We start from the raw sequence: 14,569 nt of genomic DNA on the forward strand, positions 1-14,569 counted from the left end.
GCCCGGCCATGCTTCTCCACTCTCGGTGAGACATTTCTGCTTTGCGCAGCCGAGGACATTTCAACTTGGTTGCAACAGTTTAAGTGGCGGGGGTGGTTTCACAACCGAAGTGCAAATTCTGTATCAAAACAGAAGTTTGCATGGAGGATGTGGGATGCGTCGGTGTTGCCTTCAGCTGAGTTTCGAGGATCGGATCAAGATTGCCACGTGGCGTTCTCTGCAAGTGGCGCTATTTGATCGTCCAGACCCCACGCCCGAGTTCCAGATGAGTCCAGTCCCCCCAGAGGATCCGCACCTTCCGCCGCGCAGCCGGCTCCGGTTCGCCTGGCTGGCGCTTGGCGGACTCGCGCTCTGCGCCGGCGTCATCGGGATCGTTCTTCCGCTTCTGCCGACGACGCCCTTCGTGATCCTCGCGGCCTTTGCCTTTTCCAAGAGCTCGCCGCGGCTGCATCGCTTTCTCGCCGAGCATCCGCGCTTCGGCCCGATGATCGCGGACTGGAGCGCGCATGGCGCCATTGCGCCGCGCTATAAAGCCTTGGCGGTGAGCATGATGCTGGCGGCGCTGGCGCTCAGCCTCTGGCTCGCGGTCCCGCAGCGCGTTCTGCTTCTCCAGCTGATCTGCATGGGCGGCGCCGCGTTCTTCGTGCTCAGCCGGCCAAACGGCCCGCGGTGACACCGCGTCGCGCCACACGCGACGTCCGGTCCGGCGAGGTCACATTTTTCAATTGAACGACGTTCAATTGATGGGCTATGGCGGAAACACCCCAGCTTCGGACCCATATCCATGTGCGACACGGCCCCGCATATCCTGCGCTCGACCATCCGCCCGCGGTGCGAGTCGGCAACGGCTGCGCTGTGAACGGCGTTGCCGACAGCGGAACCCCCGCACCCGCCAAGGCGCCCCGCGGGCGCGCCGCCGCGATCGGCCTGACCCGTGCGCAAATTGTCGAGGCCGCGATCGCGCAGATCGACGCGCGCGGGCTTTCGGCCTTCTCGCTGCGCGAACTGGCGCGCGGGCTCGGCGTCTCTCCGGCGGTGATCTATTGGCATGTCGGCGGCGCCAAGGAAGACCTCTTTGCCGCCATCGCGGCGACGATCACCGGCGGTCTCGTCGCTGCGCAGGACCCTGGCGCGCCCTGGACCGAACGGCTCAGGCAGGTCTTTCACGCCTATCGTGCCGCAGTCCACCGGCACCCGAATATCTCTCCGCTGCTCGGGGCACAGATGATGTCCAACGGCGATTCCAGCCTCGAGTGGATCGAGACCGTGCTCCGGGCGCTGGCCGACGGCGGATTTCATGGCTCGGACCTGCGCGAGGCCTTCAACGCGCTGATCGGCGGGCTCTGCGGTTTCGTGACCATGGAGCTGGCGCCCGGCCCGGCATCGGAGGACGATGCCTGGGAACGGCGGGTCGCCGAGCGCCTGGCCGCGGTCGATGCCGAGGCCTATCCGCTGACCCATGCCGCGCTGCCCCAACTCGCCAACCGGATCTTCGTGCTGCGTTGGCAGAACGGCGCGCAGGTCTGCTATGACCAGAGCTTTTCCGCGCTGCTTGAATTGTTGATCGACGGGCTCGCCCGCCGCGCATCCCGACCTGCAGACCCCGCACTTTCGGAGCCCTCGCATGGCTGAAATCCTCGTCCTCGGAGCCGGCATGGTCGGCGTCTCCACCGCGCTCGCGCTACAGGCCCGTGGCCACGCGGTGAGCCTTGTCGACCGCGGTGCGCCCGGCCGCGAGACCTCCTTCGGCAATGCTGGGATCATCCAGGCGGAGGCCGCGGAACCCTACGGGCTGCCGCGCGACCTCGGCACGCTTTGGTCCTTTGCCACCGGGCGCAGCAACGACGTGACATGGTCGCTGCGGGGCGTCACGCAGATGGCCCCGGCGCTCTGGTCATACTTCCTCAACTCCGCGCCGCGCCGCCACGCCGGGATTTCCCGCATCTATGCCCAACTCACGGCCCGCGCCACCCAGGACCACGCGCCGCTGATCGAGGCCGCAGGCGCAGGCAACATGGTTTCGCGCGAGGGCATGGTGCAGCTCTACCGAAACCGCGCTGCCTTCGAGGCGGATGCCGCCGATGCCGAGCGGCTCCAGCGCGACTACGGCGTCCGGCACAGGGCGCTGGCGGGCGCCGACTATCGCCGCGAGGACCCTGCCCTGCGCGCCGATCCCGCCGGGGTGATTCACTGGCCCGACAGCTGGAGCTGCAACGCGCCCGGCTGCCTGGTGCATGCCTATGCCAAGCTCTTTGCCAGCCGCGGCGGGCGGTTGCTTGAGGGCGACGCCTCCAGCCTTGTTCAATCTGGCGGCGGCTGGCGCGTGACCACGGTCGCCGAACGGGCCGAAGCCGAACACGCGGTGGTGGCGCTCGGCCCGTGGTCGCCCGCGCTGCTGCGCCGCTTCGGCTATCGCATCCCGATGATCTACAAGCGCGGCTATCACGGACATTACACAACCGCACGCCCGCCGCTGCGGCCCATCGTCGACATGGACAACGGGGTGGTTGCGGGTCAGATGCAGGCCGGGCTGCGCATCGCCACCGGTGCCGCGCTGGTTTCCCGCACCGCGCCCGCCGACCTGCGGCAGCTCGACCGCGGCCGCGCCGCGCTGTCCGACATGCTCGAGATCGGTGACCGCATCGCCGAGCCGCAATGGACCGGCACCCGTCCGTGCCTTCCGGGCATGCTGCCGCTGGCCGGCGCCGCGCCGCGCCACAAGGGGCTTTGGTTCCATTTCGGCCATGGCCACCAAGGCTTCACTCTCGGCCCGACCACCGCGAACCTGCTTGCCGCCGCGCTGGAGGGCGAGGAAAGCGATCTCTCCCGCGCCCTTGCGCCGGGCCGCAGGCTCTGACCGCCCTGCCCCGTCTCGCCTCCCATAAGACGACGCCCCGCTGGAGACCAACGCCATGAAGCTCAAATCCCCCATCTCGCTCTATGATGCGCAAGGCATCGCCTTCGGCATCCTCATGGCCAGCCTCAGCGTGGTATTCCTCAAGGCTGCCGGGTTGATCACCGGCCAGACCGCCGGGGCCTCGGTGCTGCTCTCCTACGTGATGCCGCTCGTTTTCGGGGTGATCTTCCTGCTGGTGAGCCTGCCGTTTTTCTGGCTTTCGTGGAAACGCCGGGGCAAGGCCTTCACCCTGCGCACCATCGCCGCGGTCGTCGGCATCTCTGCCACCACACCGCTCTTGCAGGCTTGGGTTTCCTTCGATCAACTGCCGCCGCTCGTCGCTGCGATCCTTGCGGGGGCGAGCGCGGGCGCCGGGCTGATCGCGCTCTTTCGCCACAATGCCTCTGCCGGCGGGCTGGGCGTTCTGGCGCTGATCGTCGAGGAAAAGACCGGCTTCAAGACCGGTTGGTTCCAGATGAGCTTCGACGCCATGATCTTCCTGGTTTCGTGCGTCGTGCTGCCGCTTGAGCTGGTGCTCTATTCCTTCGTTGGTGCGGCAGTACTGAACGCAGTGATCGCCTGGAACTTCCGGATCCAGCAGACTGGCAACACGCCCGCCGGGGCGGCCGAAGCCGCTTAACTCTGATCCACGTCGGGCGCGTCATCCGCCTGGGCGACTTCGTTCTTCACCTGTCCCCAGGTGACAAGAGTGAAGATCGCAGTACCGCCCACCACGTTGCCCGCCAGAACCGGCAGGAAAAAGTCGAAGACCGCGCTGCCGATGCCGAGCGCGCCCTGCCACACCAACAGGCCCGCCTCGACCGATCCGGCGATCACATGGGCAAAGCCGGCGACTGCCAACAGCCAGGTCATCGCCAGCACGATCACCAGCGACTCGCCGCGTGCGCCGGGCATCACCCAGACCAGCGCGGCGATCAGCACTCCGGCGGGCATCGCGCGCATGAAGTTGCCACCCGCCGAACCCTCCACCCCGTGGCGGGCCACTGCCAGAAGATTCTCGCTCAGCTCTGGCGGAAGCACCCCTGGCAGCAGCAGGAAGCCCGAGGCGATCACCGCCCCCAGCACGTTGGCCGAGAGCACGATCGCCCAGAGCCGGATCATCTTGCGCAGGCAGGTCGCCGAGCGCTGCGCCACCACGGGCATGACGGTGGTGATGGTGTTCTCGGTGAAGAGCTGCATCCGTCCGTAGATCACCACGATGAAGCCGAGCGAATACCCCAGGCTCTCGACAAGAACGGTCCAGCGGGCCTCGGGCAGGTAGGTCAGAAGCACCGCCTGGGCGATCACCGAGAGGCTGATCAGGATCCCCGCCGCCAGCCCCGACCAGATCAGCGACACCGAGGGGCGGTTCAACTCCTCCTCGCCGTCGCGGCGGACGACCTCGTAAATCAGCCGGGCCGAGAGCCGCGACGCGCTGTCGACCGACCGCTCCTCGGCAGGGTGGTGGACCGTTTCGCTGCTGCTGAAGCTGGGGCTGGAGGGGCTGCCGAGGTTATTCATCCCATCGGAACCGTCCAGAGCCGCAGGAGTTCCCGAAAAAGCAACCGTCCTGCGCCCGTTCCTCTCATGCGCTATGTCGATATAGTTTTATCCTATCGAAAATTAAAATAAATACGATTTCTTTCTATCACTGTCGATCTTTAAACCAAGGGTGCGCGGTGTCTGATCACCCCACGGCCCCAAGGTCGATGGCGCAGAGGCCCCGCACCAATGGACCAAACGCAGCGAAGGCCGGAGCCAACGATGGACGGAAATGATGTGAAACCCTCGGGCGGATGCCCGGTGATGCACGGCGGTCAAACCTCGACCGCCACCTCGGTGACCAGCTGGTGGCCGAACGCGCTGAACCTCGACATCCTGCACCAGCACGATGGCAAGACGAAGCCCTTCGCCCCGGACTTCGACTACCGTGAAGAGCTGAAATCGCTCGACGTGGAGGCGCTTAAGGACGACCTGCGCGCCCTGATGAAGGACAGCCAGGAGTGGTGGCCCGCCGACTGGGGCTCCTACGTCGGCATGTTCGCCCGCGTCGCCTGGCACGCCGCTGGGTCTTACCGCCTCGCCGACGGCCGTGGCGGGGCTGGCACCGGAAACCAGCGCTTCGCGCCGCTGAACAGTTGGCCCGACAACGTCAACACCGACAAGGGCCGCCGCCTGCTGTGGCCGATCAAGAAGAAATACGGCAACAAGATCTCCTGGGCCGACCTGATGATCCTCTCCGGGACCATCGCCTATGAGGTCGCCGGCCTGAAGACCTTCGGCTTCGCCTTTGGCCGCGAGGACATCTGGCACCCGGAAAAGGACGTCTACTGGGGCGCCGAGAAGGAATGGCTTGCGCCGTCCGACACGCGCTACGGTGACGTGGCCGATCCCGCCTCGCTCGAGAACCCGCTCTCGGCGGTGCAGATGGGTCTGATCTACGTGAACCCCGAGGGGGTGAACGGCCAGCCCGACCCGATGCGCACCGCCGCGATGGTCCGCGAGACCTTTGCCCGCATGGCGATGAACGACGAGGAAACCGCGGCGCTGACCGCCGGTGGCCACACCATCGGCAAGGCGCATGGCAATGGCGATGCGGCGAACCTCTCCGAGGATCCCGAAGCCGCCGATGTGACCGCGCAGGGCATGGGCTGGATGAACACCAAGGGCCGCGGCATCGGCCGCGACACGATGGTGTCGGGCATCGAGGGCGCCTGGACCAAGAACCCCACCCAGTGGGACATGGGCTGGTTCGAACTGCTCTTCGGCTACGAGTGGGAACTGAAGAAATCGCCAGCTGGGGCCTGGCAGTGGATGCCCGTCGACATCCGCGAGGAAGACATGCCCGCCGACGTCGAGGACCCCTCGATCAAGTGCATGCCGATCATGACCGATGCCGACATGGCGATGAAGGTCGACCCGATCTACAACGCGATCTGCCAGAAGTTCATGGCCGATCCGGAGTATTTCTCGGACACCTTCGCCCGCGCCTGGTTCAAGCTGACCCACCGCGACATGGGTCCGAAGGTGCGCTACATCGGCCCCGATGTGCCCGCCGAGGATCTCATCTGGCAGGACCCTGTCCCCGCGGGCACAACCCGTTACGACATCGGTGGTCTCAAGGCGAAGATCGCGGCCTCGGGCCTGAGCGTGTCGGACCTCGTGTCGACCGCCTGGGACAGCGCCCGCACCTTCCGCGGCTCGGACATGCGTGGCGGCGCCAATGGCGCGCGCATCCGCCTCGCGCCGCAGAAGGACTGGGAGGGCAACGAGCCCGACCGCCTCGCCCGCGTGCTGAACGTGCTCGAACCGCTGGCGACAGCCGCCGGGGCAAGCCTCGCGGACACCATCGTGCTGGCTGGCAACGTCGGTGTGGAACTCGCCGCCAAGGCCGCGGGCCACGACATCTCGGTGCCCTTTGCACCCGGCCGCGGTGACGCCACCGACGAGATGACCGACGCAGGCAGCTTCGATCCGCTCGAGCCACTGGCCGACGGCTTCCGCAACTGGAAGAAGACGGATTACGCGGTCTCCTCGGAAGAGATGCTGCTCGACCGGGCACAGCTGCTGGGGCTCACGGCGAACGAGATGACCGTTCTGTTGGGCGGCATGCGGGCCATGGACACCAACCACGGCGGCAGCAAGCACGGCGTCTTCACGGCCCGCCCCGGCGCGCTGACCACGGACTACTTCGTCAACTTGACGGACATGGCCTACAGCTGGGTTCCGGCGGGCAAGGACCTTTACGAGATCCGCGATCGCAAGACCGGCGAGGTGAAGTGGACCGCGACCCGCGTCGACCTGGTGTTCGGCTCGAACTCGATCCTGCGCGCCTACGCCGAGATCTACGCCCAGGACGATGGCACCGAGACCTTCCTGGCGGCTTTCGTGAACGCTTGGACCAAGGTGATGAACGCCGATCGCTTCGACTTGAAGTGATGCGGCAGACATCCAGAAACACCGGCCCGCACCTCTCCCCGAGGTGCGGGCCCTTCTGCTTTGGCGCAGCGCGCCCTTATGGCCTGCGCGTGCATTTCCTGCGGCGGCCGCAGGACGGGGAGCAGAGCCCCCTCCTCTGCCCCGCTCCTAAGACGCGCGCTCAGGCCAACCCGTCTTCCAACACGCAGCTCTCCAGCAGCCGCCCCTCGAAGGGGTCGACCAAGCCCATGTCGCTCAGCCGCGGCCCGGGGTTGCAGACCAGAGACGCCCCGAAGAGCGCCTTGAACACCAGGTAGGGCGGCTGCCAGCCGACCAGCCCGTCGAGCGTCGCGCGCAGTGCGGCGAAGCTCTCGGCGACCTGTGCCAGCTTCGCGTCGCTGATCAGTCCGGCAATCGGCAGCGGCAGGCAGTGCAGCACCTTGCCGCGCGACGCCACCGCAACTCCGCCGCCGCAGTCGCGCAGTGCATTGGCCGCGGCGGCCATGTCCTCGGAACGGCGCCCGAAGACCGTCAGGTTGTGGCTGTCGTGCGACACCGTGGTGGCAAAGGCACAGCGCCAGTCGCCCCAGTTTTCCAGGAAGGCGACCCGCATCGGCGTGCCGGCGCCATGACGGTTGACGATGCCCATGCGGATCATGTCCTCGGTCAGCACCAGGCGGCCGTCCTCGACCGCGACCCTGCGCTCACCCCAGACCGGGAACCGCGGCTTCGAAAGCGTCGCAATGCGGGCGTGCGGGCCCTTGGCAGGGACCTCGAAATCCCCGGCTGCCACGGGCGCAAGCCGCATGGTCTCGCGCAGCGCAGCCGGCACCGGCGCGGGCTCGGGTCGGGCGGTCAGCCGTCCGGCCTCCGCCACGAGCAGACCATTCGCGACGACCCCCTCGGCGCGCACCGCCTCGATGTCCGACAGCAGCACCAGGTCGGCGCGGCGGCCCGGCGCGACGAGGCCCAGGTCTGGCCGTCCGATCCGGCTTGCGGCGTTGAGCGTGGCAGCTCGATAGGCCCAGAGCGGCGGCAGGCCGCAGTCGATCAGCAGTCGGATCACCCCGTCGAGCCCACCCTTGCGCAGCAGGTCGTCGGGGAAGATGTCGTCGGTGCAAAGGGTCACCGTCTGCGGCAGTTCGCCCAACCCGGTCAGCGCCTCGGCGAACTCGGGCAACAGGTGTTCATGCGAGCCGCGCAGCTCGATGGTGAACCCTGCCTCGAGCTTGGCCATCAGATCAGCGGCGCCGGTCAGCTCGTGGTCGGTCTCGACCCCGGCAGCGGCAAAGCCCGCAAGATCGCCGCCGGTGAGCCCCCGCGCGTGGCCGCAGACCCGTTTTCCCGCCTCGAGCCCGGCCTGCACGATCCCGGCAACGCGCGCGTCGCCCTCGAGCAGCGGTCGCATGGTCATCAGCTCGGCAGCGCCATGGGTGTCGCCGCGCGCCAGCCAGCGCGCGACGGTCTCGGGGGTGAAATCCCCGCCCGAGGCCTCGAAGCCCGGCGCCGAGGGCACGCAGGTCGGCACCAGCGGCAAGAGGCGCAACGGCAGGTCCTTTGCCGACTCGCAGGCGTAGCCGAGCCCCGCCTCGCCCGACACATTGGCAAGCTCGTGCGGATCCCAGAGCGCCGTGGTCACCCCGCGCGGCACAACGGCGGCGGCATATTCCGCGGCGGTGATCATCGAGCTTTCGACGTGCATGTGGCTGTCGATGAACCCCGGCACGAGGGTCATGCCGCGTGCGCCGATGCGCGCCTTCGCCGGCCGCGCCGGGTCGGGTGCGTGTACGCTGGCGATGAGCGGGCCGATGATGCCGACATCGGCCTTGCGCGCGCGCCCGGTGATCATGTCGAGCACGGTGCCGCCTTCGATCAGCAGGTCGAACGGCGCCTCGCCGCGCGCGGCCTGCACCGCGCGGGCGCGCAGCGCGGGGTCGTTGAGATCGCTCGGGAAGGTCATGCGTCCGCTCCAGTCAGCGCATCGAGGCAGAGCCGCGCGATGTCGTCGAGCGGCGCTGTCGGCAGGCGGGTCAGCCCCTCGGGGTCGGCGGTGAAGCGGGTGGCGCCATAGGTGTCGTCCTGCACGGTCGAGACGGTGAGGCTCTGACGTTCAAAGGCAAAGGCCTCGGGCCGCACCATGGCCAGCGCCGCAACGGGATCGTAGATCGCCATCCCTGCGCGCCCGCGCTTGAGACCGATGTCGAGGTAGCCGCCGAGCAGATCGGCGCTGAGCGGATCGGTCTGCGGCATGTCCTCGGGGCCAAAGGTGGCCTGACGGCAAATCATCAGGTCGATCACCTCGAGCGGCAGCCCGGCCCCGGCGACGATGGCGGCGGCCTCGGGATCGCAGAGCGCGTTGAACTCGGCCAGCGGCGAATGGTTGCCTGGCCCGTTGCTGCCGCCCATCCAGACAAGCCGGGTGATGCGGGCGGCGGCCTCGGGGAAGCGCTGCACCAGCAGCGCGATATTGGTCAGCGGCCCCAGCGCCAGCACCGGGCGCGGCCCGTCCTGCATCAGCCAGCCCGCCAGCGCCTCGATGGCATCGGCAGGCGGCTGCGGGCCGTCCACATCGGGCAGGAAACGGCCCCGGCTGTCCATGCCCTTCGCGCCGAGGATCGCCTGCGCGGTCTCGACCTCGCGGACCAGCGCCTTCTCGGCCCCGGCGTGCAGCGGGGCTTTGAGGCCATAAGCCTCTGCCGCGCCGAGCGCGTTGGCGATGACCTGCGGCAGCGGCGTGTTGCCCGCGACGAGCGAGATGCCCTCGACCGTCGCCCCGTAGCGGCGCAAGAGCAGCAGCGCCCAGAGGTCGTCGAAGCCGTAATCTGTGTCGACCCAGAGCCTCATGCCGCGAGGCCCCGGGCGGTGGAGAGTGGCAGGTCGAAGCGGATGGACTCTCCCAGCGGCACCTCGGGCAGCGCGATGGCGGCATCGGCCTTGATTGGGCCGAGCGCGCTGTCGATGACATACTCGCGGTGCGCCCCGGCAAAGCTGCAGGCGGCGACGCGGCCCTCATGCGGGCCGCTACCCACGGTCACCGCGTCCGGACGCCAGGCAAGGATCGGGCTCTCCGGGCGGGCCTCCAGCGGCAGGCGACCGCTTTCGGTCACGACCTCGGTGCCCTCGACCCTGAAGATGTTCTCGAACCCCATGAATTCGGCGGCAAAGGCCGTGGCGGGCCGCGCATAGAGATCCGACGGCGTGCCGAGCTGCTCGATCTTGCCGTCCTTCATCAGCACGATGCGATCGGCCAGCGCCAGCGCCTCGGCCTGATCGTGCGTCACGAAGACCATGGTGATGCCGGTCTCCTTCTGCACCCGCTGCAATTCGGTGCGCATCTCGAGCCGCAGCCGGGCGTCGAGGTTCGACAGCGGCTCGTCGAGCAGCAGCACCTTGGGCCGCATCACCAGCGAGCGCGCCAGCGCCACGCGCTGCTGCTGGCCGCCCGACATCTCGGCGGGCTTGCGCTTCTCGAAGCCGGTGAGGCCGACGGTCGCCAGCCCTTCCTCGGTGCGCTGCTTGATTTCGGCCTCGGGCAGCTTCTGCAGGCGCAACCCGAAAGCGACGTTCTCGAAGGCGCTGAGATGGGGGAACAGCGCGTAGCTCTGGAACACCAGCCCGATGCCGCGCTTGTTGGCGGGCACGCGGGTCACGTCGCGGCCGTCGATGGTGATTGTCCCGCCGGTGGGCGAGAGCAGCCCGGCGATGGCGCGCATGGTGGTGGTCTTGCCGCAGCCCGAGGGCCCGAGCAGCGCGATCAGCTCGCCCTCGCGGATCGACAGATCGAGGTTCGGCACGGCGACCGACTTGCCGTAGCTGAGGGTGAGATCGGAGAGTTGGACGAAAGCGTCAGACATAGCGAGAGAATCCCAGCAGGCGTTCGGCGGTGAAGACGATGGCGAGCGACATGAAGGCAAGGAGCGCCGAGAGCGCGGCGACGGAGGGATCGAAGGTGATCTCCATGTAGGCGAGCATGTCGATGGGCAGGGTGCGGACGCCGGGACCCGACAGGAACAGCGAGACCGGCACCTGGTTGAAGGAGGTGACGAAGCCGAGGATGAAGGCGGCGAGCACCCCGCCCCGGATGTTGGGCAGCACCACCTTGGTGAAGGCCTGCAGCCGCGAACAGCCGAGCAGAACGGCGGCCTCTTCCATGTCGGCGCGCAGGTTGTGCATCGACGAGGAGACCACGCGCACCGCATAGGGCAGCACCAGCGCGGTGTGTGCCATGAAGAGCGCCAGCGTGACGGTGACGCCCGTCGGCACCACCATGTAGCGCAAGAGCGCAAGGCCGACGATGATGCCCGGCACGATGATCGGCGCTGCGACGATGGTGCGCAGCGTCTCGGCGCCCGGCAGGTCGTAGCGGTTGAGCGCATAGGCCGCGGGCACCCCCAACAGCAGCGCCATGAACGTGCCGAAGACCGCCAGCGCCATCGACAGCGCAAAGGAGGCGCGGAAGCTCTCGACGGTGAAGACCTTGAGGTACCACTTGAGGGTCAGCCCCTCGGGCGGGAAGGCAAGGTAATCGGTGGCCGAGGCCCCAGCGAGGATGATGATCAGGAACGGTCCGATCAGGAAGGTCAGCGTGAGGCCCAGGATGGACCAGGTCGCAAGATGGCGCATGAGGTCAGCTCCGGGCAGTGGCGATGCGCTTCAGCAGCAGGTTCGCCGAGAAGGACATGACGATGAGGATCATGGCGATGACGCTGGCCGAGACGAAATCGTTCGACACGTTGACCCGCTGATAGAGCAGCGTTTCCAGCATCAGCACCTTCGAGCCGCCAAGGATCGCCGGGGTGATGTAGGCGGTGAGCGCGCCGGTGAAGACCAGCGTGCCACCGATGACGAGCCCTTCCTTGGTCAGCGGCAGGATCACCTTGAAGAAGACGGCGATCCAGCTTGCGCCAAGCACCCGGGCAGCGGGGATCACGTCGCGCGGGATGTTCTCCATGGCCGACACCAGCGAGATGATCATCAGCGGTAGGAAGAGCTGCAAGAGGCCGAGGAAGACGGCGGTCTCGGTGAACAGCAGGCGCAGCGGCGTGTCCGACAGGCCCAGCCCGGTGATCGTCTCGTTGACGATGCCGGTGCGGCCGAGGATGACGATCCACGCATAGGTGCGGGCGACGGGCGAGATCATCAGCGGCAGGACCACCATGCCGAAGACCTTGCCGCGCGACTTGGGGCCGAGGTTGACGATGCAGAAAGCTGCGGCGTAGCCGATCACCGCCGCCGTCCCAGCCACCAGAACGCCCAGCTTCAGCGTACGCAGGAAGACGGTGCGGTTGAGCGGCGTCGAGAAGAAGTCGATGTAGCCCTGCAGCGACCAGCTTCCGCCGGAGCGGAAGGCCTCGGAGAGCAGGATGCCCACCGGCACGAGGAAGAGCAGCGTCGAGAAGATGGCGGCCGGAAGAGCCAGCGCCAGCCCTTCGCGCGTGTTGCGAAACATGGGTAGGGATCCCGTCTGTCTGGAGCGGTGTCAGGTGCCGGGGGCAACGGGGAGCGCGTCGCCCCCGGCGGGGTGCTGGGACGGCAGGGGCCGCCCCGGCGGGGTTACTGGATCACCTCGGCGTTCCACTGCTCGACCCAGCCCTCGCGCTTGTCGAGCACTTCGGCGGCGGGCATGATGTTCAGCGCTTCGATGACGTCGGCGCCATAGGTCAGGTTCTCGGCAGCTTCCGCGCTGAGCTCGACTTCCTTGTTGGCCGGGCTGTCGATCAGCATCTCGCCGATCTTGGTCTGCACCTCGGTCGAGAGCCAGTAGTCCATGAACTGGTAAGCGAGATCCTCGTTGCCGTTGCCCTTGGTCATGACCATCACGTTCATGCCGCCGGCCTGGCCTTCCTCGGGCTCGGCCCAGGCGAAGGGCAGACCCGCGTCCTTGAAGCTGCCCCAGGCGAAGCGGCCCACCGGGGCGGCGATCACCTCTTGCTGGTTCATCAGCTGCACCAGCTCGGACGAGCGCGAGAAGAAGGTCACGATGTCGTCGGAATGCGCACCGATCTCGGAGATCACCGGCGCGAGGTCTCCCTCTTTGCCCATGGCCTTGCCCAGCATCATCAGCGTGAGCGGGCCCTGGGTGGTGGTGATGTTGGGCAGCGCGACCTGGCCGGCCAGCTCTTCGCCCAGCAAATCGCCCCAGCTCTGGATGTCGACAAGGTCCGAGCGGTAGACGATGGAGCTGGCGTAGAAGGTGTAGCCGACCGCCATGTGATCGCCGATCGGATCTTTGGCGCTGTCGTAGAGCTTGTCGAAGTTGCTCAGCTTGGCGCTGTCGAGCGGCTGGATGAGATCCTTACGGGCCAGAGCGAGGGCGTCCTGCGTCGAGATGACGGCCATGTCGATCACCGGGTCCGCGGCGTTGGCCTCGATCTTCGCCATGCGCTCGACGCTGTTGCCGGTCTCGACGACCAGATCGCAGCCGCAGATCGCCTCGAAGGGATCGTAGAGCGCTTCTTTGTATTCATCCTGGGCAAAGGAATAGACCGAGATGGTCAGGGTCTTGTCGTCGGCATGCGCCGCGGTGCCGAAGGCGCTGGCAAGCGCGAGGAGCGATAGGGTGGTCTTCATGGCAGTCTCTCCGTGTTGGTCTTGGTTGGGTGTCGGGGGGAGGCGGTGGAGCCGCGCGGTACCAGCCGCATGGGCACCGCGTGGCTCTCGGGGCGGGCGGCGCCGGCGATGAGACGGCTCAGCACCTCGAGCGCATGCTCGGCGATGGCGCTCACGTCCTGCGCGGTGGTGGTCAGCGCCGGGTGCATGGCGGTGGCGAAGGGCAGATCGTCGAAGCCGGTAAGGCTCACGTCCCCGGGCACCGAGATCCCTGCGCGCGCGAGTTCCGACAAGGCGGCCAGCGCCAACAGGTCCGAGGTCGCAAGGATCGCCGTGGCGCCCTGCCCCACGCGCTCGGGCAGCGTGGCGAGCCCGGCATCGCCCCAGACCGTCTCGATGCGGACGCTCGGGCCGAGCCCCTCGCCCATGCCGCGCAGACGGTCCTGCTGAACGTCCGATACCCGGTCGCCGCCGAGCAGCACCACGTGGCTGTGCCCCAGCTCGCGGATATGCGCGCCGATAAGGGCACCGCCGCCGACATGATCGGCCGAGACGGTGTTGCGCGGGTCGCGCGCGGTGTTGATCGTCACCATCGGCAGGCCGGGTGCCTCGGGCGAGGTGCCCTTCTGCGGCACGATCACCACGCCGTCGACCCCCCTCCCCACGAGCTGTTGCAGCGCCTCGGTCTGCCGCGCCTCGCTACCGCGCGAGTCGGCGATGAGGATGCCGAGCCCGCGCGCCTCGGCAGCAATCGACAGGTTCTGCGCGATGCGCGGGAAGAGCGGGTTGGTGAGGTCCGGCATCACCAGCCCGAGGATGCCGCTCTGGCCGGTCTTCAGCGCACGCGCGGCGCGGCTCGGGCGGTAGCCAAGCGCCTCGGCGCGGGCCTGAATGCGTTCCGCCAGATCCTTTGAAACCCGCCCCTTTCCGGTGAGCGCGTTCGAGACGGTGGCGGCCGAAACCCCGATGTCCTGTGCGATTTCCTTGATACTGGCCATGCCGTTTCCTCTTTGGTGAAACGATTAATCAGCGGCTTTCGCACCCGTCAACCGACAATTAAACGTTTAATCAGACTCAAAGCGCTTCCGCTGGCAAGGCGCACAAAAAACATGCGGAAACACACTCTAGACGGGTATTGGAATCATCGCGCACCCGCCATGAGGTTGAAAGCCCCCACAGTCCAAGCCGCGCCGGTTGCGTCAAAGC

At 67.5% G+C, this 14,569-nt stretch carries 13 protein-coding genes; 5 read left to right on the forward strand and 8 right to left on the reverse strand.

Features of this window, described 5'->3' with window-relative positions:
- The first annotated feature begins 265 nt into the window (after positions 1-265).
- From G0Q01_RS18015 to G0Q01_RS18030, 4 genes are all read left to right on the forward strand, one after another.
- A complete protein-coding gene (locus tag G0Q01_RS18015; RefSeq protein WP_164189097.1) occupies positions 266-673 on the forward strand; it encodes a YbaN family protein in 408 nt (135 codons plus the stop codon).
- 77 nt (positions 674-750) lie between these two features.
- Entirely contained in the window at positions 751-1,632 is an 882-nt protein-coding gene (locus G0Q01_RS18020; RefSeq protein WP_164189095.1) for a TetR/AcrR family transcriptional regulator, read from the forward strand.
- On the forward strand, positions 1,625-2,857 hold the full coding sequence (locus G0Q01_RS18025) for an FAD-binding oxidoreductase (protein ID WP_164189093.1): 1,233 nt from the start codon (positions 1,625-1,627) through the stop codon (positions 2,855-2,857). Before G0Q01_RS18020 ends, G0Q01_RS18025 begins: the two co-directional genes overlap by 8 nt.
- Before the next feature lie 55 nt (positions 2,858-2,912).
- The gene (locus G0Q01_RS18030) at positions 2,913-3,536 is read left to right on the forward strand and encodes a YitT family protein (RefSeq protein WP_164213690.1); all 624 of its coding nucleotides are present in this window, start codon (positions 2,913-2,915) and stop codon (positions 3,534-3,536) included.
- On the opposite strand, the gene G0Q01_RS18035 is transcribed toward G0Q01_RS18030, so the two are convergent.
- Entirely contained in the window at positions 3,533-4,417 is an 885-nt protein-coding gene (locus G0Q01_RS18035) for a formate/nitrite transporter family protein (RefSeq protein WP_164189089.1), read from the reverse strand. The genes G0Q01_RS18030 and G0Q01_RS18035 overlap by 4 nt on opposite strands.
- Before the next feature lie 243 nt (positions 4,418-4,660).
- On the opposite strand from G0Q01_RS18035, the gene katG reads away from it, so the two are divergent.
- Positions 4,661-6,835 carry a catalase/peroxidase HPI gene (katG, locus tag G0Q01_RS18040; protein ID WP_164213691.1) on the forward strand — a complete coding sequence of 725 codons (2,175 nt, stop codon included), beginning with the start codon at positions 4,661-4,663 and terminating at the stop codon, positions 6,833-6,835.
- 160 nt (positions 6,836-6,995) lie between these two features.
- Here the strand turns inward: katG and G0Q01_RS18045 are convergent, their stop codons facing one another.
- From G0Q01_RS18045 to G0Q01_RS18075, 7 genes are all read right to left on the reverse strand, one after another.
- On the reverse strand, positions 6,996-8,774 hold the full coding sequence (locus G0Q01_RS18045; protein WP_164213692.1) for an adenine deaminase: 1,779 nt from the start codon (positions 8,772-8,774) through the stop codon (positions 6,996-6,998).
- Positions 8,771-9,658 (reverse strand): nucleoside hydrolase, encoded by an 888-nt coding sequence (locus G0Q01_RS18050; RefSeq protein ID WP_164197094.1) that lies wholly within the window; start codon positions 9,656-9,658, stop codon positions 8,771-8,773. The genes G0Q01_RS18045 and G0Q01_RS18050 overlap by 4 nt, the downstream gene beginning before the upstream one ends.
- Positions 9,655-10,668 (reverse strand): ABC transporter ATP-binding protein, encoded by a 1,014-nt coding sequence (locus G0Q01_RS18055; RefSeq protein ID WP_164197093.1) that lies wholly within the window; start codon positions 10,666-10,668, stop codon positions 9,655-9,657. Before G0Q01_RS18055 ends, G0Q01_RS18050 begins: the two co-directional genes overlap by 4 nt.
- On the reverse strand, positions 10,661-11,437 hold the full coding sequence (locus tag G0Q01_RS18060; RefSeq protein ID WP_108969192.1) for an ABC transporter permease: 777 nt from the start codon (positions 11,435-11,437) through the stop codon (positions 10,661-10,663). Before G0Q01_RS18060 ends, G0Q01_RS18055 begins: the two co-directional genes overlap by 8 nt.
- A gap of 4 nt (positions 11,438-11,441) precedes the next feature.
- The gene (locus G0Q01_RS18065) at positions 11,442-12,263 is read right to left on the reverse strand and encodes an ABC transporter permease (protein WP_108969194.1); all 822 of its coding nucleotides are present in this window, start codon (positions 12,261-12,263) and stop codon (positions 11,442-11,444) included.
- Positions 12,264-12,367: 104 nt separating this feature from the next.
- The gene (locus G0Q01_RS18070; protein ID WP_164197092.1) at positions 12,368-13,384 is read right to left on the reverse strand and encodes a PotD/PotF family extracellular solute-binding protein; all 1,017 of its coding nucleotides are present in this window, start codon (positions 13,382-13,384) and stop codon (positions 12,368-12,370) included.
- Positions 13,381-14,361, reverse strand: a complete 981-nt coding sequence (locus G0Q01_RS18075) for a LacI family DNA-binding transcriptional regulator (protein ID WP_164197091.1) — start codon at positions 14,359-14,361, stop codon at positions 13,381-13,383. Before G0Q01_RS18075 ends, G0Q01_RS18070 begins: the two co-directional genes overlap by 4 nt.
- Positions 14,362-14,569: the final 208 nt, after the last annotated feature.

It is taken from the genome of Salipiger sp. PrR007 (assembly GCF_010499845.1).
In the GTDB taxonomy this organism is placed as follows: Bacteria; Pseudomonadota; Alphaproteobacteria; order Rhodobacterales; family Rhodobacteraceae; genus Salipiger; species Salipiger pacificus_A.

Bases quoted from the DNA above. Each gene is read 5' to 3' on its own strand.
- G0Q01_RS18015 (WP_164189097.1), top strand. From the start codon at position 266: ATGAGTCCAGTCCCCCCAGAGGATCCGCACCTTCCGCCGCGCAGCCGG.
- G0Q01_RS18020 (WP_164189095.1), top strand. From the start codon at position 751: ATGGCGGAAACACCCCAGCTTCGGACCCATATCCATGTGCGACACGGC.
- G0Q01_RS18025 (WP_164189093.1), top strand. From the start codon at position 1,625: ATGGCTGAAATCCTCGTCCTCGGAGCCGGCATGGTCGGCGTCTCCACC.
- G0Q01_RS18030 (WP_164213690.1), top strand. From the start codon at position 2,913: ATGAAGCTCAAATCCCCCATCTCGCTCTATGATGCGCAAGGCATCGCC.
- G0Q01_RS18035 (WP_164189089.1), bottom strand. From the start codon at position 4,417: ATGAATAACCTCGGCAGCCCCTCCAGCCCCAGCTTCAGCAGCAGCGAA.
- katG (WP_164213691.1), top strand. From the start codon at position 4,661: ATGGACGGAAATGATGTGAAACCCTCGGGCGGATGCCCGGTGATGCAC.
- G0Q01_RS18045 (WP_164213692.1), bottom strand. From the start codon at position 8,774: ATGACCTTCCCGAGCGATCTCAACGACCCCGCGCTGCGCGCCCGCGCG.
- G0Q01_RS18050 (WP_164197094.1), bottom strand. From the start codon at position 9,658: ATGAGGCTCTGGGTCGACACAGATTACGGCTTCGACGACCTCTGGGCG.
- G0Q01_RS18055 (WP_164197093.1), bottom strand. From the start codon at position 10,668: ATGTCTGACGCTTTCGTCCAACTCTCCGATCTCACCCTCAGCTACGGC.
- G0Q01_RS18060 (WP_108969192.1), bottom strand. From the start codon at position 11,437: ATGCGCCATCTTGCGACCTGGTCCATCCTGGGCCTCACGCTGACCTTC.
- G0Q01_RS18065 (WP_108969194.1), bottom strand. From the start codon at position 12,263: ATGTTTCGCAACACGCGCGAAGGGCTGGCGCTGGCTCTTCCGGCCGCC.
- G0Q01_RS18070 (WP_164197092.1), bottom strand. From the start codon at position 13,384: ATGAAGACCACCCTATCGCTCCTCGCGCTTGCCAGCGCCTTCGGCACC.
- G0Q01_RS18075 (WP_164197091.1), bottom strand. From the start codon at position 14,361: ATGGCCAGTATCAAGGAAATCGCACAGGACATCGGGGTTTCGGCCGCC.